Source organism: Aeromonas sp. R5-1, assembly GCF_040908265.1.
In the GTDB taxonomy this organism is placed as follows: domain Bacteria; phylum Pseudomonadota; class Gammaproteobacteria; order Enterobacterales; family Aeromonadaceae; genus Aeromonas; species Aeromonas caviae.
On sequence record NZ_JBFODJ010000104.1, the window covers coordinates 1 to 23674 of the forward strand.

Here is a 23674-nt window from a genome sequence, read left to right on the forward strand (position 1 = left end):
GAACACTCGAGTTAGAAACGGGGTGACGTGAGCGCGTTAAGGATCAGGGTGTTCACGTTGGCCGGAATGGCTGTTCAACTTCGCCGGAATACGCAAGGGCCAGGCTGAGGAGAACAACACTACATCGCCAGAAGACGCCAGAAAGCAACAAGGGCAGCGGAGTGTGGACTCTGCTGCCCTTGTGTCTAAAAGCGATTGAACGAATACAGACGGCGTTAGAGACGGCTTCTCATCCCCCTCACTACGTTCATCTCACAGCAGAACTTTACACTACCTTTATCACAAAAACGCATCCCTTATATCCCAAAAACAACAGGGGCAGCGAAGTCTCACTCCCCTGCCCCTGTAGTAAGCAATAAACGGCGGATTAAGGCTTAGCTCGCCCAGGTAATGATATGGTCGGCCCAGTCACCAGCCTGCGCCTCGTGCACTACCTTGCCGCGCACCGACTGGCCAGCCTGGTGCATGGCGCTGCGGCTGCCGGTGATGAGCGGATGCCACTCAGGCAGGCTCTGCCCCTCTGCCAGCAGGCGGTAGGCGCAGCTCGACGGTAGCCAGTCGAACTCGGCAATCTTGTCGTAGGTGATCTGCAGGCAGTCCGGCTCTTTTTTGAAGCGGTTGCCGTAGTCGGAGCACTGGCAGGTCTTGGTATTGAGCAGGTTGCAGGCCACGTTGGTGAACACCAGCTCCTCGGTGTCCTCGTCGATCAGCTTGTTCAGGCAGCACTTGCCGCAGCCATCGCACAGGGACTCCCACTCCACAGTGGTCATCTGTTGCAGGCTCTTCGCCTGCCAGAAGGGGGCGGTCTGCACTTCGTTTAACTGCGGCACTTTTTGCTGCATGGCAATGGGCTCACTCAATACGCTGACAAGCGCGTGGTTATACGCCTTATGGTCCGATTTTTCAAGGCCGGTGTCAGGTGATAACTAGATCTGTACACGTTGGACTTCGCTTCGCTCAACCACAACCACAACCACAACCACAACCACAACCACAACCACAACCACAAGCGTGGTAGGTGATAACTAAATCTGTACAGGTTGTGACTGAACCTGCGAAGCCCAATATACGAGATACACATGATGCCTTAAGGAAAGTGCGAACAAGTATCCCACGAACAAAAAATGAAAATTTTAGTCATTTAATATCAATGGGTTACCAGTAAATGCTCTCGTGCCATATGACTTATTCGCACCTTCCTTAATACACGACAGATCTATTAGTCTATGGCGTAGATATTTCTAAAATAAAATTTATTAGACCATTTACCCGGCTCCCTTATCGGGTCCCAAGATGTAACTTTGACTTCCCTACCTATTAGCGCCTTAGCTTTCTCGGTTATTTTACCAAGCCTATCAAAGGTTGATGTTTTCATGTACCAATGCTCACCAGTGTCCAGAATTATTGACGTACAATACGAACCATTATATAGCACTCCTTCATTTACTCGAACTAACCGTGATGTATTTGTGATATGAAGAGTATTTCCAGATTCATAAGCATCTTTCATTTCACTATTAATAAGCGCATTTAGTTTATTGTTCAATATGTCTATCTCTTCAGAAAGTTTGTCTGCCCTATCCTTTTCACGGGCAGCTTCATCAACCGCACGCTGTCTTATTACGTTAAACTCTTCCAGTTTTTTCTCATAAGATGAAATTGTCTTTTCAGTCTCAGATCTAATTTTCTCAATCTTTGACAAACTCATCTCTTTTGATAAGACCTCAACAAGCTCTTTGTGAGTTCTCAGCTTACCAGAAATATATAGCGCATGATTTCTCAGCAACCATTCTGACGATATAACCCCAGCCTTCCTTAGGCTTTTCAGCACCTCTGACAAGTAAAATTCCACACTGTCATTAAATCGCCAAGCGGTCACAAGTTTGGATGAAAACCCTTCTTTGGATTCCTGAACAATAAAATAACCTCGGACCTTCCTACCGGTTGTGAGGCATTTAATCGAACCCTCGTATTTTATTCTTTCTGATTTATTGTCAATATTAATTGCGAATGCATTTGATATTTCGATTATTGTATCTTCATCAAATTTAAAACCAAATCGCAACGGAAATGAATCAAGATTGCAATGTCCATCTTTAGCAACAAGGACTTGTACGGTAATATTTGTCATTACAAAACTCACTCTTATTACATTGGCATTGACTATAGGGGCGTAAGTTGGACTAAATTTACGAAGCCCAATGTTTACCGAGTGTTAACTATTATATAGACTTCGCTGCGCTCAACCCAACCTACCTGTAGGTTGTAGCTGAGCCTGCGAAGCCCAATATGTGATATGATTGAAAGTATTACCAGATCCTGTACAGGATCATTAGTATTCGTAAGCTCCGTTTGATGTGTTAATTGTTAACGACATTATTTTAAGGAACGTGCCACTTACAGTTTTCTGATCGAACCTAACTTGACAAACAATAATATCCCCGTATCCGAAGGCACTTTCAACCCTTGGATTTAAAAGTGATGGTATCTTGCTCGACAAGTCTTTGGCATATGGTAGACACTGTTTCATTTGCTTGTTTCTGTGTTCAACCCAGAGCTTTTCGTTTTTAGCGTCAAGCTTCTGATTATATTCCTCATCGCGCTTCTTCTTTGCCATGCAGGAAGCGTCAGCAGCACACAATTTATCAGCTTCTTCCTTCTGCCACTGGGTATAAGCTCTCTCCAACTTCTCCTTCATGTCAAATTTATTTTCATAAGATCTAGTAAAGTCACCCCAGTAAATGGGGGCTTTGGGGTCATAAAGAAGATAGGCTTTAGCGAAACCTAAAAGGTCTACCGAACACATTTGAACGCCTTCTATAGTATCAATCATCCTGTAGTGTGGTTTATCGGGGGTAATCCGTGCACCGTAACTATCGAATAGCCTGTTGAAGCATGGGTTATCATTGGTTTCTGGCGCTCCAGGTGGAGTTTCTGGTAGGGAACTACAACCAGAAAGAAACAGCGCAACAACTATCACAAACGTAATTCTCATTATTATACCTCAGTATTGAACTATCGTCATATCTACTACACTTTAGTGTCATGGGCTATCAGATAGAATTTAGTTAATTTTATTTTTAATGTACGACTACCGATCATTTAATTCTGTTGGGGTCGTCTTGAATTTATTGGTCTGCTTGTTTACATGATGGAGTTCTTGCAACTGGAAAGCACCCATTTGCTGACCGTTGAGGAACATTGCAACATTGTACTGTATCAAGCAGATCCATTCCGTTTGAGTTTCCATGCTTTTAATGATGTGCAACGTAGAAAAATAGTTTCCGGATTTCTTGCCACCCTCATCTTCAACCGTGGCAATCTTAGCATACCGATCCCCAAAAGCGGTGCACTGCTCGAAGGCAGGCCCATGAATATATTTACCATCGGCCATTTTTTCTTGTGGCCAGTCAATCCCCAAGTTATCCGCAAATGCACTTTGAGAAAATATGGAGGAGTAACATATCAAAGTAATAAATAAAAATTTTGGTAAACGCATAATAATACCTAGGAAGGATCAGTAATCCTAGATTGATTTAACTTTATGCTCTTAAGAGCCGTAGGTTAGAATAGCGAAGCATATTCTAACGTTCGCGAATGCTACCACTATTTCAAACTACCATCCATAAAAAGCGCCGACCATCCGGTCGGCGCTTTTATATTTAACAAAACAAGCTAAACGATATTACCAGCCGGTCACTTCACGCAGGGCCTTGCCGATATCGGCGAGGGAACGCACGGTTTTTACGCCGGCATCTTCCAGGGCGGCAAATTTCTCGGCCGCGGTGCCTTTGCCACCGGCGATGATGGCGCCCGCATGACCCATGCGCTTGCCAGCCGGGGCGGTGACGCCCGCGATGTAGGAGACCACCGGCTTGGTGACGTGGGCCTTGATATAGGCGGCCGCGTCTTCCTCGGCGTTGCCGCCGATCTCGCCGATCATCACGATCGCTTCGGTCTGCGGGTCGTTCTGGAACATCTCCAGAATGTCGATAAAGTTGGAGCCCGGGATGGGGTCGCCACCGATACCGACGCAGGTGGACTGGCCGAAGCCCTCGTCCGTGGTCTGCTTGACCGCTTCATAGGTCAGGGTGCCGGAGCGGGAGACGATGCCCACCTTGCCCGGCTTGTGGATGTGGCCCGGCATGATGCCAATCTTGCACTCACCCGGGGTGATGACGCCCGGGCAGTTGGGCCCTATCATCCGCACGCCGGTTTCCTGCAGCTTCACCTTGACGTCCAGCATGTCCAGGGTCGGGATGCCTTCGGTGATGGTGACGATGAGCTTGATGCCGGCATCGATGGCTTCCAGGATGGCGTCCTTGCAGAACGGGGCCGGCACATAGATGACGGAGGCGGTGGCGCCGGTGGCTTCCACGGCGTCACGGACGGTGTTGAACACAGGCAGGCCCAGGTGGGTGGTGCCGCCCTTGCCCGGGGAGACGCCGCCGACCATCTGGGTACCGTAGGCAATCGCCTGTTCGGAGTGGAAGGTACCCTGACCGCCGGTGAAGCCCTGGCAGATCACCTTGGTGTCTTTGTTGATCAGAACGCTCATTATTTGGCCTCCGCTGCTTTTACCACTTGCTGAGCTGCGTCAGTCAGACTCGTTGCGGCGATGATATTGAGGCCGCTGTCGGCCAGTTTACGGGCACCCAGTTCGGCATTGTTGCCTTCCAGACGCACCACCACGGGCACTTTCACCCCCACTTCCTTCACGGCACCGATGATGCCTTCCGCGATCATGTCGCAGCGCACGATGCCGCCAAAGATGTTGACCAGCACGGCTTGTACCTTGCTGTCGGAGAGGATGATCTTGAAGGCCTCGGTCACGCGCTCCTTGGTGGCGCCGCCGCCGACGTCCAGGAAGTTGGCAGGTGAACCGCCGTGCAGGTTGACGATGTCCATGGTACCCATGGCCAGGCCCGCGCCGTTGACCATGCAGCCGATGTTGCCATCGAGCGCCACATAGTTCAGCTCCCACTGGGCGGCGTGCGCTTCGCGAGGGTCATCCTGGGACGGATCGTGCATCTCGCGCAGTTTGGGCTGACGGTACAGGGCGTTGGCGTCGATGTTGATCTTGCCGTCCAGGCAGTGCAGGTTGCCCTTGTCGGTGATGACCAGGGGGTTGATCTCCAGCAGGGCGAAGTCGCAGTCCAGGAACATCTGGCCCAGGCCCATGAAGATCTTGGTGAACTGCTTGATCTGATCGCCGACCAGACCCAGCTTGAAGGCCAGCTCACGGGCCTGATAGGCCTGCGGGCCCACCAGGGGATCGATGGCCGCCTTGTGAATGAGTTCCGGGGTTTCGTGGGCGACTTTCTCAATCTCCACGCCACCTTCGGTGGAAGCCATGAAGACCACGCGGCGAGAGCCACGGTCGACCACGGCGCCCAGGTACAGTTCCTTGGCGATGTCGGTGCAGGACTCCACCAGGATCTTGGTAACCGGCTGACCATTGGCGTCAGTCTGATAGGTCACCAGGTTCTTGCCGAGCCAGTTCTGGGCAAAGGCGCGGATCTCGTCCTTGCTCTTGGCCAGCTTGACGCCGCCCGCTTTACCGCGGCCACCGGCGTGGACCTGGCATTTGACGACCCAGGTGTTGCCACCAATCTTGTCGGCCGCTTCGGCCGCTTCCTGCGGGGTAGCACAGGCATAACCTTCGGAGACCGGCAGGCCATACTCGGCAAACAGCTGTTTTGCCTGATATTCATGCAGATTCATAGATGCTCTATCCGTGTTGTAGGTATTTCCGTCCGGGGCTCGTGTTTCTCAATCCCCTGTGAATGGGGGCCTGGGCGGCCCCTCGTTATCTTTCAGTCACGCTTGCTCAGACATCCAGCAGCAGACGGGTCGGGTCTTCCAGGAGCTCCTTGATGGAGACCAGGAAGCCCACGGACTCGCGGCCGTCGATGATGCGGTGATCGTAGGAGAGCGCCAGGTACATCATCGGCAGGATCTCGACCTTGCCGTCGACGGCCATGGGGCGGTCCTGGATCTTGTGCATACCCAGAATGGCGCTCTGGGGCGGGTTGATGATGGGGGTGGACATCAGGGAGCCGAACACGCCGCCGTTGGTGATGGTGAAGTTGCCGCCAGTCAGTTCATCCACGGTCAGCTTGCCGTCACGGCCCTTGCCGGCCAGATCCTTGATGGCCTTCTCGATGTCCGCCAGGCTCATGTTGTCGCAGTCGCGCAGCACCGGGGTCACCAGACCACGGGGGGTGGAGACGGCGATGCTGATGTCGAAGTAGTTGTGGTAGACGATGTCGTCACCGTCCAGCGCCGCGTTCACTTCCGGGTAGCGCTTGAGGGATTCGACCACGGCCTTCACATAGAAGGACATGAAGCCGAGCTTGATGCCGTGCTTCTTCTCGAAGATCTCGCCGTACTGCTTGCGCAGCTTCATGATGGGCGCCATGTTGATCTCGTTGAAAGTGGTCAGCATGGCGGTGGTGTTCTTGGCCTCCAGCAGACGCTCGGCGATGCGCTTGCGCAGACGGGTCATGGGCACACGCTTCTCGGTGCGACCGGCCAGCGGCGCGACCGGTGCGGCAGCCACGGGAGTGGCAGCAGTCGGCGCAGCCACGGGAGCCTTGCCCAGATTCTTGATGAAGGCTTCCACGTCTTCCTTGGTGACACGACCACCCTTGCCAGTGCCGGTCAGCTTGGCGACGTCGATGTCATGCTCGGCCACCATGCGGCGCACGGAAGGGCTCAGGCCATCGGCTGCGTCATCGGCCACGGCTTCCACCGGCTTTTCGCTGGTCGCTTCACCGGCAACGGGGGCCGGCTTGAGCATGGCGATCAGCTGGCGGGAGAGCACGGTGGCCCCTTCGCTCTGCAGGATGTCGCCCAGTACGCCGGCTTCCGGCGCGGGCACTTCCAGCACGACTTTATCGGTTTCGATGTCAACCAGCACTTCGTCACGGGCAACCAGATCACCCGGTTTCTTGTGCCAGGTCGCGATGGTGGCATCCGCCACTGATTCCGGCAGGTCCGGTACCTTGATCTCGATAGTCATGTAATCAGTTCCTTGTTACTTCTTGGCCAGCAGGCTTGTTCCAGGTCAGAGAGGATCCCGACACGGGCCCTCCTCATCCACAACTCGTTCATTCCAGGGTAAGGGCGTCTTCCACCAGGGCTTTTTGCTGCTTGGCGTGGACGGACATGTAACCGACGGCCGGTGAGGCCGAGGCCGGGCGACCGGCATAACGCAGACGGGCATGGCTTGGCAGCACGCTGTCGTAGTGATGACGGGTGCTGTACCAGGCGCCCTGGTTCTGCGGCTCTTCCTGACACCAGACGAAGTCGGTGACATGGCTGTAATCGGCCAGGATGGCGCGCACTTCCTCTTCCGGGAAGGGGTAGAGCTGCTCGATCCGTACCAGGGCCACGTCCTGCTGCTCGGCCTTGCGACGGGCATCGAGCAGGTCGTAGTAAACCTTGCCGGAGCAGAAGACCACGCGCTTGACGCCTTTGGGATCCAGCGCATCGATTTCGCCGATGGCGTTCTGGAAGGTGCCCTCTGCCAGCTCTTCGAGCTTGCTCACCGCCAGCGGGTGGCGCAGCAGGGATTTGGGCGTCATCACGATGAGCGGACGGCGCATGGGGCGCACCACCTGGCGACGCAGCATGTGGAACACCTGCGCCGGGGTGGAGGGCACGCACACCTGCATGTTGTGCTGGGCGCACATCTGCAGATAACGCTCCAGACGGGCAGAGGAGTGCTCCGGGCCCTGGCCCTCGTAACCGTGGGGCAGCAGCATGGTCAGGCCGCACATCCGGCCCCACTTCTGCTCGCCGGAGGAGAGGAACTGGTCCACCACCACCTGGGCGCAGTTGGCGAAGTCACCGAACTGGGCTTCCCAGATGGTGAGACCGGCCGGCTCCGCGCTGGCGTAGCCATATTCAAACGCCAGTACCGCGTTCTCGGTCAGCACGGAGTCGTACACCTCGAACGGGCCCTGCTCGTCGTGCAGGTTGCACAGCGGGGTGTAGGTGCTGGCATCGGTCTGGCTGTGCAGCACGGCGTGGCGATGGAAGAAGGTACCGCGGCCGGAGTCTTCCCCGGTAAAGCGAATGCGGGATCCCTTGTCCACCAGGGTGGCGTAGGCCAGGGTCTCGGCAAAGCCCCAGTCCACCAGTTTCTCACCGGCGGCCATCAGGCGACGGTCTTCGTAGATCTTCTCGACCTGGCGTTGCAGCACATGGGTGGCCGGATACTGGCTGATGCGCTCGCCGAGGGCCTTCAGGTGATCCATCGGCACAGTGCTGTCATAGGCCATGGCCCAGTCGTGACCCAGATAAGGGGTCCAGTCCACGGAATGCAGCTCCATGGGGCGCCACTCCTTGCTCACCCGCTCGCCCCGATCCAGGGTATCGCGATAGTCGTTGACCAGGGTGGTAGCCAGCTCCGGTGCGATGGCTCCTTCGGCGATCAGCTGATCGGCGTAGATCTTGCGCGGGGTCGGGTGCTGCTTGATCTTCTGATACATCAGGGGCTGGGTCGCGCTCGGCTCGTCAGCCTCATTGTGACCGTGACGACGGTAGCAGACCAGCTCGATCACCACGTCGCGCTTGAAGGTGTTGCGGTAATCCAGGGCAATCTGGGTCACCAGCACCACGGCTTCCGGGTCATCCCCGTTGACGTGCAGCACAGGGGCCTGCACCGCCTTGGCGATGTCGGTGCAATATTCGGTGGAGCGCAGGTCACGGATATAGGAGGTGGTGAAGCCCACCTGGTTGTTGATGACGATGCGCACCGTGCCGCCCACGCCATAGGCACGGGTCTGGGACATGTTGAAGGTCTCGGCAACGACCCCCTGCCCCGCGATGGCGGAGTCACCGTGGATGGTGATGGGCAGGACGCTGGAGCCGTCCTTGTCACCGCGACGGTCCATACGGGCACGCACGGAGCCGATGACCACGGGGTTGACGATCTCGAGGTGCGACGGGTTGAAGGCGAGCGCCAGGTGGACGTTGCCGCCCGGGGTGGCGAAGTCGGAGGAGAAGCCCATGTGGTACTTCACGTCCCCTGTGCCCCAGGATTCGCCGTGCTTGCCGGCGAACTCGTCGAACAGGTCCTGGGCGCGCTTGCCCAGTACGTTGATGAGCACGTTGAGGCGACCGCGGTGGGCCATGCCGATGACGGCTTCCTTGCAACCCTGCTCACCTGCGCGGCGAATAAGCTCTTTGAGCATGGGCACCATGGCATCGCCCCCTTCCAGGGAGAAACGCTTGGCCCCCGGGAACTTGGCACCCAGGTATTTTTCCAGCCCTTCGGCGGCGGTCAGGCTCTCGAGGAAGCGGGTCTTCTCTTCGAGGGTATAGTTGCCCTTCCCTTCGATGGATTCCAGCCTGTCTTGCAGCCAGCGCTTCTCCTCGGTGGAGGTGAGGTGCATGTAGTCGGCGCCGATGCTGCCGCAATAGGTTTTCTTCAGCGAGGCATACAGATCGGAGAGCACCATGGTCTCGCGACCGATGGCGTAGGAGCCCACATTGAAGGTGGCCTCCATGTCTGCACCTTGCAGGTTGTGGAAGGCCGGATCCAGCTCGGCGACCGGCTCGCGCTGCCACAGACCCAGGGGGTCCAGGTTGGCGTTCTGGTGACCGCGGAAGCGGAAGGCGTTGATCAGTTGCAGTACGCGAACCTGTTTGGCATCCACCTGGGGATCGGAGACGGGAGCGCTGTAACGGGAGGAGTCCTTGGCCAGGCGGCGGAAATAGTCGCGAACCTGGGAGTGGGGTTGTTCTACTGCATGTCCGTTGACCTGGGGCAGCGACTGGAACAGGCTGCGCCATTCGTCGGCAACGGAGTCGGGGTTTTCCAGGAAGGATTCGTACAAATCCTCAATGTAGCTTGCATTCGCACCAGCCAGGTGAGATGACTCCAACCAGGCCTTCATCACGCCGTTATGCATTTCTATCCCTTGTACATCTTGTTCGCTGCACTGCAGCTTGTAGGGTCATAGCCATCCCGGGGCGGGATGGCTATCCAGAGGTCGGGCCCGGCGCAAGGCGCCCTGGCCCCGATACTACACGGCCCGGTTGAGCAACATCGACTTGATCTGACCGATGGCCTTGGTCGGGTTCAAGCCCTTGGGACAGACGTTCACGCAGTTCATGATGCCGTGGCAGCGGAACACGCTGAAGGCGTCATCCAGGTTGCCCAGTCGCTCACTGGCCGCAGTGTCGCGGCTGTCCGCCAGCCAGCGATAGGCGGCGAGCAGGCCGGCCGGACCGATGAACTTGTCCGGGTTCCACCAGAAGGAGGGGCAAGAGGTGGAGCAGCAGGCACAGAGTATGCACTCGTACAGGCCATCCAGCTTGGCGCGCTCTTCGGGGGATTGCAGGTGCTCACGCACGGGCGGCAGTTTTTCGTCGTTGATGAGGAAGGGTTTGACCTTCTCCCACTGGGTGTAGAACTGGGTCATGTCGATCACCAGATCCCGGATCACCGGCAGACCGGGCAAGGGTCGAATGACGACCTTGCTGCCCTTCTTCAAGAGATCGGAGAGCGGCGTGATGCAGGCCAGACCGTTCTTGCCATTCATGTTGAGACCGTCAGATCCACAGACCCCTTCGCGGCAGGAGCGGCGGAAGGCGAGGGTGGGATCCAGCTCCTTGAGCTGGATCAGTGCGTCGAGCACCATCATGTCGGAACCTTCAGGAATATCAAGACGATAATCCTTCATATACGGGACGTTATCAACGTCCGGATTGTATCTGTAGACAGAGAATGTGACGTTCATTGTGCTTGGCTCCGCAATCAGTAAGTCCGGACCTTGGGCGGGAACGCCTCACGGGTCTTGGGTGACATGTTGACAGCGCGACGGGTCATGGACTCGGTGTCCGGATGATAGAGGCTGTGGCACAGCCAGCTCTCATCGTCACGCTCCGGGAAGTCGAAGCGGCTGTGGGCGCCACGACTCTCGGTACGGAAGTTCGCCGCCACCGCGGTGGCATAGGCGGTCTCCATCAGGTTGTCCAGCTCCAGGCACTCGATGCGCTGGGTATTGAACTCCTTGGAGGTGTCGTCCAGACGGGCGTTCTTGAGACGCTCGCGGATGAGTTTCAGCTCGGCCAGCCCTTCTGCCATGGCATCCCCTTCCCGGAACACGGAGAAGTTGTTCTGCATGCAGCGCTGCAGATCCTTTCGGATCTGGGCCGGGTCTTCTCCGTCACGGTTGTTTTCCCAGCGGTTGAAGCGCTCCAGCGCCTTGGCGATGTCGGCGTCGGTGGCTTCCACGCCGTGCTCCATCGAGCCAAGGGTCTCCACCAGGTGCATCCCGGCAGCACGACCGAACACCACCAGATCCAGCAGCGAGTTGCCGCCCAGACGGTTGGCACCGTGCACGGAGACGCAGGCGATCTCGCCCACCGCGAACAGACCGACCACCGGCACGTCGTTGCCATCCTTGTCCTGGGTCAGGCACTGGCCGTTCACGCTGGTCGGCACGCCGCCCATCATGTAGTGGCAGGTCGGGATGATGGGGATGGGCTCTTTGACCGGATCCACGTGGGCGAAGGTGCGAGAGAGCTCGCAGATGCCCGGCAGGCGGGATTCCAGCACCTCTTTGCCCAGATGATCCAGCTTGAGCTTGATGTGCGGGCCCCAGGGACCGTCACAGCCACGGCCTTCGCGGATCTCGATCATGATGGAACGGGCCACCACGTCGCGACCGGCCAGATCCTTGGCGTTTGGTGCATAACGCTCCATGAAGCGCTCGCCGTCCTTGTTCAGCAGGTAGCCGCCTTCACCACGGCAACCTTCGGTGACCAGTACCCCTGCCCCGGCGATACCGGTGGGGTGGAACTGCCAGAACTCCATGTCCTGCACGCCGACCCCGGCACGCAGCGCCATGCCGACGCCGTCACCGGTGTTGATGTGGGCGTTGGTGGTGGACTGGTAGATGCGACCGGCGCCGCCGGTGGCGAGCACGGTGGCCTTGGCCTTGAAGTAGACGACCTCGCCGCTCTCCATGTCGATGGCGGTACAGCCGACGATATGGCCATCCTGGTTCTTCACCAGATCCAGGGCATACCACTCGGAGAAGACGGTGGTCTTGTTCTTGACGTTTTGTTGATACAGGGTGTGCAGCAGGGCGTGACCGGTACGGTCGGCTGCCGCCGCGGTGCGGGCAGCCTGCTCGCCGCCGAAGTTTTTGGACTGACCGCCGAACGGACGCTGGTAGACGGTACCGTTGTCAAAGCGGGAGAAAGGCAAGCCCATGTTCTCCAGCTCATAGATGGCCTCGGGGCCGGTCTTGCACATGTACTCGATGGCTTCCTGATCACCGATATAATCGGAGCCCTTGACGGTGTCATACATGTGCCACTGCCAGTTGTCGTCGTGGGCATTGCCCAGGGCGACCGTGATCCCGCCCTGGGCGGAGACCGTGTGGGAACGGGTCGGGAAAACCTTGGATAACAGGGCGCAGCTCTTGCCGGACTGGGCAATCTGCAGCGCGGCGCGCATACCGGCGCCACCGGCACCGATCACGACCGCATCAAATTCACGAGTTGGAATAGTCACCTTACACACCCCACAGCACGACGAAACCAGTCATCACATAGACAAACAGCACCACCACCAGCACAAACTGCAGCGCACCGCGCAGTCCGACCGGCTTGATATAGTCGGTCAGCACCTGCCACAGACCGATCCAGGCGTGGATCAAGACGCATACGAGCGTCAGCAGGGTGAAGACCTTGGTGAAGGTGTTGGAGAAGAAGCCGGTCCACACCTCGTAGGTGATGTCGTTGAACGCGACAAAGCCAACCAGATAGAGGACGTAGCACGTCATGATGAGGGCGGTGGCGCGGATCAGGATGTAATCATGAACACCGCTGCGCCCGAAAGTTGCAGAATTGGTTACCATACCAGCACCCCCGCCAATACCGCCAAAACCGCGGTGATCACGAAGGCCACACGGGCACTCTGATTACCGGATTCCAGCTCTTCCCAATAGCCCATGTCCATGACCAGGTGCCGCAGACCGCCCACGATGTGGTAAGCCAGCGCGGTCAGGATCCCCCACAGCACGAACTTGACCAGGAAGTTGTCCATGATGGCAACGACCGATTCAAATCCTTCGGGAGAGGCGAGTGAAGTACCAAGCATCCACAGCAAGATGGCCAATGCCACAAAGGTGATGACCCCTGAGACACGATGCAAGATGGAAGCGATGGCGGTGACAGGAAAGCTGATCGTCTGTAGGTCGAGGTTTACAGGTCTCTGTTTGTTTTTCACGGCTTTGCCCACTCAGCTCCATTGAGCACGTTAGTTATTGTTTTCACACGCTTTGAGGGCGAGGAGTGGCATTTGTTAGGTTTTTGTTACCAAAACAACTCAGGAAAGCCAAAAATAACATTTTCGATATCACATCTGGCTTTGCGAAAGCGTTTCAAACACCGACGACCATCACCCACGTGGCGCAGTATATCGGCGGCCTTAACCAATGACAATCAAATAGCTACACAGAAAATCCAAAACCGTAAACCAGATCTCACAACAGCTTTAACAAGTCATTAATGATCATCCAGCAAAATTGACAAAGACATGGTTCTCTGGTTCAAATAAGGCGCTCCAGCCGCCGTGGTACGGGTAAGAACCTTTGCCAGCGTCATAACAGTCGTAATAAAGTAGGGCTGGAACCAAATTATAAAAGAGCAAAGGAGACGTGCTATGGCTGATAAGATAGCCACCCTACATCTGCCCGGAAAAGAGCCGGTTGAACTGCCGATCCTCTCCGGTACCGTTGGACCCGATGTGATCGATGTCAGAAAGCTGGGCACGCAAGGATATTTCACCTTCGACCCCGGCTTCATGGCCACCGGTTCTTGCAAATCTTCCATCACCTACATCGATGGCGACCAGGGTGTCTTGCTGCACCGCGGTTACCCCATCGCCCAGTTGGCCACCCAGGCCAGCTACCTCGAAGTCTGCTACATCCTGCTGTACGGCGAGGCCCCCACCAAGACCCAATATGCGGAATTTGAACGTCTGGTCACCCGCCACACCATGGTGCACGAACAGATCGCCTTCTTCTTCCGTGGCTTCCGCCGCGACGCCCACCCCATGGCCGTCATGTGCGGCGTGGTCAGCGCACTGTCCGCCTTCTATCACGACGCCCTCGACATCAACAACGAGGAGCATCGCGAGATCTGTGCCTTCCGTCTGCTCTCCAAGATGCCGACCCTGGCCGCCATGTGTTACAAGTACTCCATCGGCCAGCCCTTCATGCAGCCGCGCAACGCCCTCTCCTATGCAGGCAACTTCCTGCACATGATGTTTGGCGTGCCGACCGAAGAGTACAAGGTCAACCCCATCGTCGAGCGCGCCATGGACCGCATCTTCACCCTGCATGCGGACCATGAGCAAAACGCCTCCACCTCCACCGTGCGTCTGGCCGGCTCTTCCGGTGCCAACCCGTTTGCCTGTATCGCCGCGGGGATCGCCTCCCTGTGGGGCCCGGCCCACGGTGGTGCCAACGAAGCCTGCCTCAAGATGCTCGAAGAGATTGGCTCCGTGGATCGCATTCCCGAGTACATCGGCCGCGCCAAGGACAAGAACGATCCGTTCCGTCTGATGGGCTTCGGTCACCGGGTCTACAAGAACCACGATCCCCGTGCCACCGTGATGCGCGAAACCTGCCACGAGGTACTGACCGAGCTGCAGATCAAGGATCCGCTGCTGGACGTGGCCATGGAGCTGGAGCGCATCGCGCTGTCCGACCCCTACTTCATCGAGAAGAAGCTCTACCCGAACGTGGACTTCTACTCCGGCATCATCATGAAGGCCATCGGCATCCCCATGTCCATGTTCACCGTGATCTTCGCCATTTCCCGCACCATCGGCTGGATTGCCCACTGGAACGAGATGCACTCGGACCCGGATCAGAAGATCGGCCGTCCCCGTCAGCTTTACACCGGTCAGCCCCTGCGCGAATTCGTGCCCCTCGACCAGCGCTGAGCCCGATCTGTCATGGTTTGTTACAAAGGCGGTCATTGACCGCCTTTTCTTTTGCAGGTTTAATCGCGCCCTTTTACGCCAAGGACATTCATCATGAAATCTCCCCTGCTCCTCAGCTCCGCCCTCCTGCTCAGCGCCTGCCAGAGCGCCCCGACCACCGAAACCCTCTATATCCAGGACAAGCTGGCAGACTGCGTCGGTGTCGCCCCCATGAAGTGCATGCAGGTACGCAGTCAGCCGGGCGAGAGCTGGAGCCTCTTCTATCAGCAGATCGAAGGCTTCACCTTCGAGCCGGGCTACCGCTACCAGCTGGAAGTGACCAGGGAGCAACTTGCCGATGTGCCGGCCGATGCCCCTTCCTTGCGCTACCAGCTGGTCAAGATCGTGAGCAAGGAACCGGTTCGCTGACGAGTCGCTGACAGGTGACCCGGTTTCGTTTGTGTGCTCTCTGGGGTATGCTGTCACCCCTTTTTGCCACGGTTTGAGTACGGACCCGACCCGCATCATGATCACGATCCGCACCATCCGCACGCCAGACTGGCCCGCCATCATGGCCATCCAGCACGAGTGTTATCACCAGTTTGAACCCGAGTCCCTCGAGGTGATGCAGAGCAAGACCCAGCTGGCCCCCGCCTCCTGCTGGGTGGCCGAGCGTCAGGGCAAAGTGCTGGGTTACCTGCTCTGCCACCCCTGGCGTGCCCACCAGCCCCCGCCCCTCTCGGTGCCGATGAAGGCGCTGGCCGGCCACGACGAGTTCTATCTGCACGATCTCGCTGTCTCGAGCAAGGCACGCGGCCTGGGTGTCGGACAGCGGCTGCTGGCAAGGGCGCTCGCTTTCGCGAGCCATGCAGGATATCGCCATGCAGGCCTGGTGGCGGTTCAGGATGCCCCCGCCTTCTGGCGCAAGCAGGGGTTTGTGCCCGCCGACACCGGCAAATCGCTGGTGGAGTATGGTGACGGGGCTGTCTATATGCGGTTGCCCTTGGCAGACAGCGGTCCAGAACCGGGAACCATCAGCAGAGTTCAATAAAAAGAATTCAATAAAAAGAGTTCAATAAAAAAGGCGCCTTTCGGCGCCTTTTTCTATTTCGCGTTGCGCTCCCCACAGGGAGATCAAGCCTTGAACTTGCTGAACACCAGAGAGGCGTTGGTACCGCCGAAGCCGAAGCTGTTGGACATGACGGTATTGAGATCCGCGGTTTCGTACTCGCGTACGATGGGCAGGCCCACGGCCTTCTCGTCCAGGTTCTCGATGTTGATGCTGGGGGCGATGAAGCCGTGTTCCATCATCAGCAGGGAGTAGACGGCCTCGTGCACGCCGGCGGCGCCCAGGGCATGACCGGTCATCGCCTTGGTGGCGGAGAGCTTGGGTGCATTGCTGCCAAACAGGGTCTGAATGGCTTCCAGCTCCTTGGTGTCACCAACCGGAGTAGAGGTACCGTGAGTGTTGATGTAGTCCACCTTGTCGACACCCTGCATCGCCATCTTCATGCAACGCACGGCGCCTTCACCACTCGGGGCCACCATGTCGTAGCCGTCGGAGGTCGCACCGTAACCGGTGATTTCGGCGTAGATGTGGGCACCACGGGCCAGGGCGTGTTCCAGCTCCTCGACCACCAGGATGCCGCCGCCACCGGAGATGACGAAGCCGTCGCGGTCCGCATCATAGGTGCGGGACGCTTTTTCCGGGTTGTCGTTGTACTTGGTGGAGAGCGCGCCCATGGCGTCGAACTGGATGGTGGAAGACCAGTCCAGCTCCTCGCCGCCACCGGCAAAGATGATGTCCTGCTTGCCAAGCTGGATCAGTTCCAAGGCATGACCGATGCAGTGTGCAGAGGTCGCACAGGCGGAGCTGATGGTGTAGTTGACACCTTTTATCTTGAACGGGGTGGCAAGACAGGCGGAGGTGGTGGAAGACATGGTACGTGGCACCATGTAGGGACCCACCCGCTTGACGCCCTTTTCACGGGCGATATCGGCAGATTCGGAGGTGTTCTTGCCGGAGGCGCCGCCGGAACCGGTCACGATGCCGGTACGCTCGTTGGAGACCATCTCTTCCGGCAGGCCGGCATCTTCGATGGCCTGCTGCATGGAGAGGTAGGCGTAGGCCGCGGCGTCACCCATGAAACGCATGACTTTACGGTCGATCAGTTCAGACGGATCGAGTTTGATGTTACCCCAGACACGGCTGCGCAGGTTGTACTGCTCGAACTGCTCGGAATAGGTGATGCCGGATTTGCCTGCTTTCAGGGAGGCCAGCACCTCTTCCTTGTTGTTGCCGATACTGGAGATGACGCCGATACCGGTGATCACTGCTCTTCTCATTAATTCATCTCGTCTGGAAAAACTGGCACCGAGTCTACCCGCTTTCGGCTGCCAAACTGGTCTGCTTTCACGTAGAATGCCCGCGATTTTGTGACGCGAGCCGAGGAAAACGTGAGTCAAACATCCTTACATCATGCCCGATTGGACTGGAACGAAGCGGGAACTCCAGTCTCCAGTGAGTTCGGGGATGTGTACTTTTCCAATGATAACGGTCTAAGTGAAACCCGCTACGTCTTTTTGCAGCAAAATCGACTGCCAGAGCGATTTTCGCACCACGATAGTGACAGTTTCGTGATTGGTGAAACAGGTTTCGGTACAGGACTTAACTTTCTGGCCACAATGGCCGCCTTTCTGGAACAGGCCCCCCTGTCCGGCAACGGATCCCGGCTGCACTTCATCAGCGTCGAGAAATACCCTCTTACCCAGGCCGATCTGCGCAAGGCCCTGGCCGCCTGGCCCGAGCTTGCCCCCTTGAGCCAGCCTCTCATCGACCAGTGGCCGTTGCCGGTCTCCGGCTGCCATCGCCTGCTCTTTGCCGATGGCCGCATCCGCCTCGACCTCTGGTTTGGCGACATCAAGGAGATGCTGCCCCAGGTGCCCCATCCGGCAACCGGTCTGGTGGACGCCTGGTATCTGGACGGTTTCTCCCCTGCCAAGAACCCAGAGATGTGGACCCAGGATCTCTTCGACGATCTCGCTCGCCTCGCCCGCCCCGATGCCACCCTCTCGACCTTTACCTGCGCCGGTTTCGTGCGACGAGGGCTGATTGCCGCCGGCTTTGCCATGAAGAAGGTGAAGGGCCACGGCAGCAAGCGGGAGATGCTGGCGGGTGTTCGGGAAGGCAAAGTGCCGCAGCAGAGCATCGCCCCCTGGTATGCCCGCCCCGCAGGGCGGGAGGGAGAGGTGCTCATCATCGGTGGCGGCATCGCTTCCGCCATGACGGCGCTCTCTCTGGTGGAGCGGGGTCGGCACGTCACCTTGCTGTGCGAAGATGGCGAACCGGCCAGCGGCGCTTCCGGCAATCGACAAGGAGCCCTCTACCCCCTGCTCAACGGCGAGCACGATGCCCTGTCGCGCTTCTATTCGCTGGCCTTTGGCTTTGCCAGAAACCGGCTGCTGGCCCTGGCAAAGCACCACCCCGTCGCCTTCTCTCTGTGTGGCGTCACCCAACTCGGCTACGACGACAAATCCGCCGCCAAGCTTGCCAAGATGAGTCAGGGCCCCTTCCCCCCCGAGCTGATGCACCCACTCTCGGCAGCGGAGGTTGAGCAGGTGGTCGGCCTGCCCTGCGATGCGGATGGCGTGAGCTATCCCCTGGGGGGCTGGCTCTGTCCGGCGGATCTCACCCGCGCGGCCATCAGGGAGGCGCAGGCCAGCGGGCGGCTGGAAGTGGTGTTCAATGCCGCTGTGACCCGCATTGCCGAAGAGGTCGATGGCTGGCGGGTGGAGAGCCAGGATGGCCGCCAGTGGCACGCCCCCAATCTGGTGGCAGCAGCCGGGCATCAGTTGCCAGCCCTTCTCCCCTTTGCCGAGCTTCCCCTCTATCCGGTGCGCGGCCAGGTGAGCCATGTGCCGACCACGACTGGCTTGAGCCAGCTCAAGACCGTGCTCTGCTACGACGGCTACCTCACCCCGGCCCACAACGGTGCGCACTGCATCGGGGCCAGCTATGGCCGCAACCAGACCGACCTTGCCTACCGCGCCGACGAGCAGGAGCAGAACAGGGCGCGGCTGCAAGCCTGTGTGCCCCAGCAGCGCTGGCCTGCCGAGGTGGATGTGAGCGGCGCTCAGGCCCGCGTCGGGGTGCGCTGCGCCAGCCGGGATCACCTGCCGGTCGCCGGACCCGTCCCCCGGTTGGCGGCGCTGGCGGATCATGACGTCAACGCCCCCGCGGATCAGCAGAGCGCACTGCCCCTGCATGCCGGCCTCTACGTGCTGGGGGCGCTCGGCTCCCGGGGTCTGTGCTCGGCGCCCCTGTGCGGCGAGCTGGTCGCCAGCGAGATCTGCGGCGATCCCCTGCCGCTGGCCGCCGATCTGCTGGAGGCGCTCCATCCCGCCCGCTACTGGGTGCGAAGGCTGCGCAGAGGCAAGCCACTGCGCGACTAGCCACCCAGGAGCCGGGGCTGCCGGCCTCCACGCTATTGGCGCACCAACAAAAAAACGGGCTCAATCAGCCCGTTTTTTTATGTTTCCCATGAGTGGCCATGGGCCTGTACACGTGTTATCAGCCAGCCCTGGGCCAGACGACCCCCAGCTTGCGCCCCTGATCGGTCTGGCTGGCCAGGGTGTCGAACCGCGCCCGGGTTGCCTCCAGCACCGCCTGCCCTGCCTGCCAGCCCTGATGCTCCAGGGTTGGGCAATCCCGGGTCACCGGCAACTGGGCGAGGCGCGTGCCAAGCTGGCTCACGCTCTCCAGCAGAATATCCTTGTGACGGCTCTCGTAGTCAAACATGGCGGCCACCAGCTTGTCCCACTTCTGGCGCTCCTTCGCGGGCGCACGGGCCTTGTCCATCCAGTTGGGCACCCTGACCTGGATGCGCGCACGAACGCTGGCCTGCTCCAGCTCGCAGCGTGTCGCCGTCGCCTTCGTCTGCAACTGCCAGGAGAGCTGATAACTGGCCTTGCCGATGTGCCCGTCCGCCTGGGTGGGCGACAAGGCGGTGATCTGGCGCATCACGGCCCCCACATCGGCCCCGGAGACCCGATAGAACTGGAAATCGACCTTGATATCGGGGGCGACCTTCACACCGGCATAGTGGGAAGGTACAGCACCGATTGAGGCGGCATAAATGAGGGCCGCCGTCACCCCTGTCTTGCTGAAGAGTCCCATCTGTCCGCGGCTTTGCTCCTTGTGAGTCCCGGCTTAATTTCAATTAATAATCAATGAATTAATAACCCGATTGGGAGATTACCCCTGATCCAGCCCCCTGTCATCCGCTCTTGGCACCCGCTTGCTGCAAACGTGCGAGTCATCACCCCGGCTCAGGCGGGGATTTGCAGTCGAGATCACAAGCTGCCATCGAATGGATGGTGAAATACTCCTTAGTGGGTAATATCCGCAGTGTTTTTGTTGGCCGATGCCGGATAGTCCAGCGCAACCCTCTGGTGAGCCCTGGCAGGCCACCCCCTCATTTCAACTCTTGGGAAGGTTTTATGATAGAACTCCTGATCGGCACCCTGGTCACCCTGGCCGTGGGTCGCTACATCTTCAAGGGCTACTCCGCCACCGGGGTACTGCTCAGCGGCGGCCTGCTGCTGCTGGCGATCACCGCCCTGATGGGCAAGGCGGTGCTGCCGGCGAGCGTCCCCTCCACCGGCCACATGGCCACCGACATCTTCGAATACGTGCGCTTCCTGCTGGTCGACAGGGGGGGTGGCCTCGGCATGCTCATCATGGTGCTGTGCGGCTTTGCCGGCTACATGAGCCACATCGGCGCCAACACCATACTGGTGAAGCTCGCGAGCAAACCCCTCGGTGTCATCAAGTCCCCCTACATCCTGCTGGTGGCCGCCTATCTGGTCGCCTGCGCCATGTCGTTGGCGGTGAGCTCCGCGACCGGCCTCGGGGTTCTGCTGATGGCCACCCTCTTCCCGCTGATGGTCAACATGGGGATCTCCCGTGGCGCGGCGGCGGCGGTGTGCGCCTCGCCGGCCGCCATCATCCTCTCACCCACCTCGGGGGACGTGGTGATGGCAGCCCAGGCCGCGAACATGGAGCTCATCGAGTTTGCCTTCAAGCTGACCCTGCCCATTTCCCTGGTGGCCATCGCAGCCATGGCGGTGACCCACTTCTTCTGGCAGCGTTATCTGGATCAGAAGGCCGGGGAGCACAACGCCGCGGTCGCCCCGAGCGATCTCGTCACCGACGCCCCCGGCTTCTACGCCATCCTGCCCTTCACCCCCATCATCGGTGTGCTGCTGTTTGACGGCAAACTGGGGCCCAAGCTCGACATCGTCACCATCATCGTCATCTGCCTGGTGCTGGCCGCCCTGCTGGAGCTGGTGCGCAAGCGCAACGGCCGCGAGCTGCTGGACGGGCTGCAGGTGTGCTGGCGCAACATGGCCGACGCTTTCGCCGGCGTGGTGATGCTGCTGGTGGGTGCTGGGGTCTTTGCCCAGGGTCTGATGGGACTCGGTTTCATCGCCAACCTCCTGGATCTGGCTCAGAGCTTCGGTACCGGCGGCATCGTCATCATGCTGGTGCTGGTGGTCATCACCACCCTGGCGGCCTTCACCACGGGTTCCGGCAACGCCCCCTTCTACGCCTTCGTGGAGCTCATCCCCCATTTGGCCACCAGCCTCGGCGTCAACCCGGCCTATCTGGTGATCCCCATGCTGCAGGCATCCAACCTCGGCCGCACCATCTCGCCGGTCTCCGGGGTGGTGGTCGCCTGTGCGGGGATGGGCAATCTCTCTCCGTTCGAGGTGGTCAAACGTACCTCGCTGCCGGTGGCCGTCGGCCTGCTGGTGGTGATCCTCGCCACCCAGATCATGGTTCCCGCCTGACTCTTTACCGGCCCGGCTGCCGCCGGGCTGGTATCCCCCCCACCCCATGCAGTAGACTCGGTGCTCTTTTTTCCTAAGGAGGACCGAGCCTTGAGTATGACGGTTCAACTTGCCCACTTCAGCGACTGCCACTCCCATTTCGATGGCGCCCCCATGCGCTTCTCCCCCGATGGCGAGTCCGAATGGCGCACCCAGTGCGGCGGCTATGGCCGCATCCTGACCCGGCTCACCGCCCTGCGCCAACAGGCCGAGGCAGCCGGCCAGACCTGCCTGCTGCTGCATGGCGGCGATACCTTCCAGGGGTCACTTTACTTCAACCGTTTCAAAGGGCGGGCCAATGCGGACCTGCTGGCCCTCTTGCGACCGGATGCCATGGTGATCGGCAACCACGAATTCGATCTGGGCAACGGGCCGCTGGTGGAGTTTTTGCGCCAGCTCGATTTCCCGGTGCTCGCCGCCAACATCGACAACCGTCAGGAGCCCGCCGATGCCCAGCTACGGCTGCAGGGACTGCCGCGGCTGTTTGACGCGAGCCGCCCCTGGCACAAGCGCGTCATCGACGACGTGCCCTTCGCCCTGCTCGGCATCACGCTGCCGCAGATGGCCGCCATCGCGAGCCCCGATCCCCACACCCGTTTCCACGGTATCGAAGAGACCTTGAGCCGTGCCCTCGGCGAGATCAAGGCCGCCGGCATCCAGCACATCATCCTGCTCAGCCACCTGGGTCTGGCGCAGGACAAGCGACTGGCGACCCGCTTCCCCGAGCTCAGCCTCATCGTCGGCGGGCACACCCACAGCCTGCTGGGGGATCTGGCGCCGCTCGGGCTCGACAGCGAAGGCAGCTATCCCCTCATGGTGAACGGGGTGGCCATCCTGCACGCCGCCCACAGCGCCCTCTGTCTCGGGGTGTGCGAACTCACCTTCGACGAACAGGGACGCGTGTGCCAAAGCCGCGGCCAGCTGGAGTGGTTACCCTGGGATCCCTGGCCCTTTGCTTCCCCGCCTCCTGCGGGGCTGCACTTCTGCGAACCGGCCCCCGAGCTCGAGCTGCATCTGGCCCGGCGTTATCGCCCCGAGCTCGAGACCATGACCCGCCGCATCGTGACCCGCCTCGCCGGGCCACTGCACCATCAGCGGCTGCCCGATGCCACCCAGCCCGCCGGCAGCCAGGTCGCCCCCCTGGTAGCGAGCGCCATGCTGGCCAGTGCCCGCGAACAGGTGGGTCAGGTGGACTTTGCCCTGCACAATGCCGGGGGCGTGCGCTGCTCCCTCGAGCCCGGCCCCCTGACCGAAGCAGACGTTGCCGGACGCCTGCTGCCCTTTGCCATTCCCCTTACCCTCTACCGGGTGCACGGCAATGAACTGGCCGAGGCGCTGGAGGGGGCCATCGACAACGCCACCAACAACGGGGTGACGGGCAATGGCAGCGGCAGCTTCCCCTACACCGCCGGGGTGCGCTTCTGCTATCAGGCCGACAGGCCCAAAGGGGAGAGGATCACTCGCCTGGAATGGGAAGCCAGCCCGGGTCAGTGGCTGCACGTCGAGCCGAATGCCATCTATCGCGGGGTCTCCAGTGCCTATACTGCCTCCGGCAAGGAGGGCTACACTGCCCTTGCCCGCACCCTGACCCAGCACAATCAGGAGCTCGGCATCACCCTGGCGGATGCCTTCCTGCGCTGGGCACGCCACCTGCCGGAGCTCAGCACCCTGCCGGCCCTGGTGGAGTATCACGGCCAGTGAATCTGGCACCGGCCCATCCCGGGTCGGTGCCGCCTTTTCGCCGCATAGGGGAATCCTGGTCCGCTCCCAGGCGCATGCCCCCTACCATGCAACCTCAGGCTGTGACGCCCGACTGCGCCTGCCCTG

At 59.4% G+C, this 23674-nt stretch carries 20 protein-coding genes; 6 read left to right on the top strand and 14 right to left on the bottom strand.

Translation table 11 applies throughout. The features are described 5' to 3' along the window. Positions 1-374: 374 nt before the first annotated feature. The 12 genes from AB5Y64_RS14345 to sdhC form a co-directional block, all read right to left on the bottom strand. Entirely contained in the window at positions 375-842 is a 468-nt protein-coding gene (locus tag AB5Y64_RS14345) for a YcgN family cysteine cluster protein (protein ID WP_319902575.1), read from the bottom strand. A 377-nt stretch (positions 843-1219) separates the two neighbouring features. Next, positions 1220-2131, bottom strand: a complete 912-nt coding sequence (locus AB5Y64_RS14350; RefSeq protein ID WP_319902573.1) for a hypothetical protein — start codon at positions 2129-2131, stop codon at positions 1220-1222. A 201-nt stretch (positions 2132-2332) separates the two neighbouring features. After that, positions 2333-2995 (bottom strand): hypothetical protein, encoded by a 663-nt coding sequence (locus AB5Y64_RS14355; RefSeq protein WP_319902572.1) that lies wholly within the window; start codon positions 2993-2995, stop codon positions 2333-2335. Positions 2996-3091: 96 nt separating this feature from the next. Beyond that, positions 3092-3499, bottom strand: a complete 408-nt coding sequence (locus AB5Y64_RS14360; RefSeq protein WP_319902570.1) for a hypothetical protein — start codon at positions 3497-3499, stop codon at positions 3092-3094. 186 nt (positions 3500-3685) lie between these two features. Continuing rightward, positions 3686-4558 (bottom strand): succinate--CoA ligase subunit alpha, encoded by an 873-nt coding sequence (gene sucD / locus AB5Y64_RS14365; RefSeq protein ID WP_005300222.1) that lies wholly within the window; start codon positions 4556-4558, stop codon positions 3686-3688. After that, positions 4558-5724 (bottom strand): ADP-forming succinate--CoA ligase subunit beta, encoded by a 1167-nt coding sequence (gene sucC, locus AB5Y64_RS14370; RefSeq protein WP_368204030.1) that lies wholly within the window; start codon positions 5722-5724, stop codon positions 4558-4560. The genes sucD and sucC overlap by 1 nt, the downstream gene beginning before the upstream one ends. A gap of 106 nt (positions 5725-5830) precedes the next feature. Next, positions 5831-7024: a 2-oxoglutarate dehydrogenase complex dihydrolipoyllysine-residue succinyltransferase gene (odhB, locus tag AB5Y64_RS14375; RefSeq protein WP_010674499.1), complete on the bottom strand. Its 1194-nt coding sequence runs from the start codon at positions 7022-7024 to the stop codon at positions 5831-5833. An 88-nt stretch (positions 7025-7112) separates the two neighbouring features. Continuing rightward, a complete protein-coding gene (gene sucA / locus AB5Y64_RS14380) occupies positions 7113-9923 on the bottom strand; it encodes a 2-oxoglutarate dehydrogenase E1 component (protein ID WP_010674498.1) in 2811 nt (936 codons plus the stop codon). Between the two features lie 114 nt (positions 9924-10037). Continuing rightward, on the bottom strand, positions 10038-10754 hold the full coding sequence (locus tag AB5Y64_RS14385) for a succinate dehydrogenase iron-sulfur subunit (RefSeq protein WP_010674497.1): 717 nt from the start codon (positions 10752-10754) through the stop codon (positions 10038-10040). 17 nt (positions 10755-10771) lie between these two features. Next, on the bottom strand, positions 10772-12538 hold the full coding sequence (gene sdhA, locus AB5Y64_RS14390) for a succinate dehydrogenase flavoprotein subunit (protein ID WP_029314421.1): 1767 nt from the start codon (positions 12536-12538) through the stop codon (positions 10772-10774). A 1-nt stretch (position 12539) separates the two neighbouring features. After that, positions 12540-12884, bottom strand: coding sequence for a succinate dehydrogenase, hydrophobic membrane anchor protein (sdhD, locus tag AB5Y64_RS14395; RefSeq protein ID WP_010674495.1), 345 nt, complete (start codon positions 12882-12884; stop codon positions 12540-12542). Further along, the gene (gene sdhC, locus AB5Y64_RS14400) at positions 12878-13267 is read right to left on the bottom strand and encodes a succinate dehydrogenase cytochrome b556 subunit (protein WP_029314418.1); all 390 of its coding nucleotides are present in this window, start codon (positions 13265-13267) and stop codon (positions 12878-12880) included. Before sdhC ends, sdhD begins: the two co-directional genes overlap by 7 nt. A gap of 423 nt (positions 13268-13690) precedes the next feature. On the opposite strand from sdhC, the gene AB5Y64_RS14405 reads away from it, so the two are divergent. From AB5Y64_RS14405 to AB5Y64_RS14415, 3 genes are all read left to right on the top strand, one after another. After that, a complete protein-coding gene (locus AB5Y64_RS14405; protein ID WP_010674492.1) occupies positions 13691-14977 on the top strand; it encodes a citrate synthase in 1287 nt (428 codons plus the stop codon). Between the two features lie 93 nt (positions 14978-15070). Beyond that, entirely contained in the window at positions 15071-15385 is a 315-nt protein-coding gene (locus AB5Y64_RS14410) for a DUF4377 domain-containing protein (protein WP_045524724.1), read from the top strand. Positions 15386-15482: 97 nt separating this feature from the next. Continuing rightward, complete coding sequence (locus AB5Y64_RS14415; protein WP_161470006.1) at positions 15483-16007, top strand: GNAT family N-acetyltransferase; 525 nt, start codon at positions 15483-15485, stop codon at positions 16005-16007. Positions 16008-16090: 83 nt separating this feature from the next. On the opposite strand, the gene fabB is transcribed toward AB5Y64_RS14415, so the two are convergent. After that, on the bottom strand, positions 16091-17302 hold the full coding sequence (fabB, locus tag AB5Y64_RS14420; RefSeq protein ID WP_161470007.1) for a beta-ketoacyl-ACP synthase I: 1212 nt from the start codon (positions 17300-17302) through the stop codon (positions 16091-16093). 90 nt (positions 17303-17392) lie between these two features. Here fabB and mnmC point away from each other — a divergent pair, with 90 nt between their 5' ends. Beyond that, a complete protein-coding gene (gene mnmC, locus AB5Y64_RS14425) occupies positions 17393-19408 on the top strand; it encodes a bifunctional tRNA (5-methylaminomethyl-2-thiouridine)(34)-methyltransferase MnmD/FAD-dependent 5-carboxymethylaminomethyl-2-thiouridine(34) oxidoreductase MnmC (RefSeq protein WP_201956155.1) in 2016 nt (671 codons plus the stop codon). 118 nt (positions 19409-19526) lie between these two features. Here the strand turns inward: mnmC and AB5Y64_RS14430 are convergent, their stop codons facing one another. After that, positions 19527-20132, bottom strand: a complete 606-nt coding sequence (locus AB5Y64_RS14430) for a DUF922 domain-containing protein (RefSeq protein ID WP_214003038.1) — start codon at positions 20130-20132, stop codon at positions 19527-19529. Positions 20133-20455: 323 nt separating this feature from the next. Between AB5Y64_RS14430 and dcuC the strand changes: the two genes are divergently transcribed. Both dcuC and AB5Y64_RS14440 read left to right on the top strand, forming a co-directional pair. Next, positions 20456-21808, top strand: a complete 1353-nt coding sequence (gene dcuC / locus AB5Y64_RS14435; protein WP_010674486.1) for an anaerobic C4-dicarboxylate transporter DcuC — start codon at positions 20456-20458, stop codon at positions 21806-21808. A 90-nt stretch (positions 21809-21898) separates the two neighbouring features. Then, positions 21899-23548 carry a bifunctional UDP-sugar hydrolase/5'-nucleotidase gene (locus AB5Y64_RS14440; protein ID WP_368204033.1) on the top strand — a complete coding sequence of 550 codons (1650 nt, stop codon included), beginning with the start codon at positions 21899-21901 and terminating at the stop codon, positions 23546-23548. Positions 23549-23674: the final 126 nt, after the last annotated feature.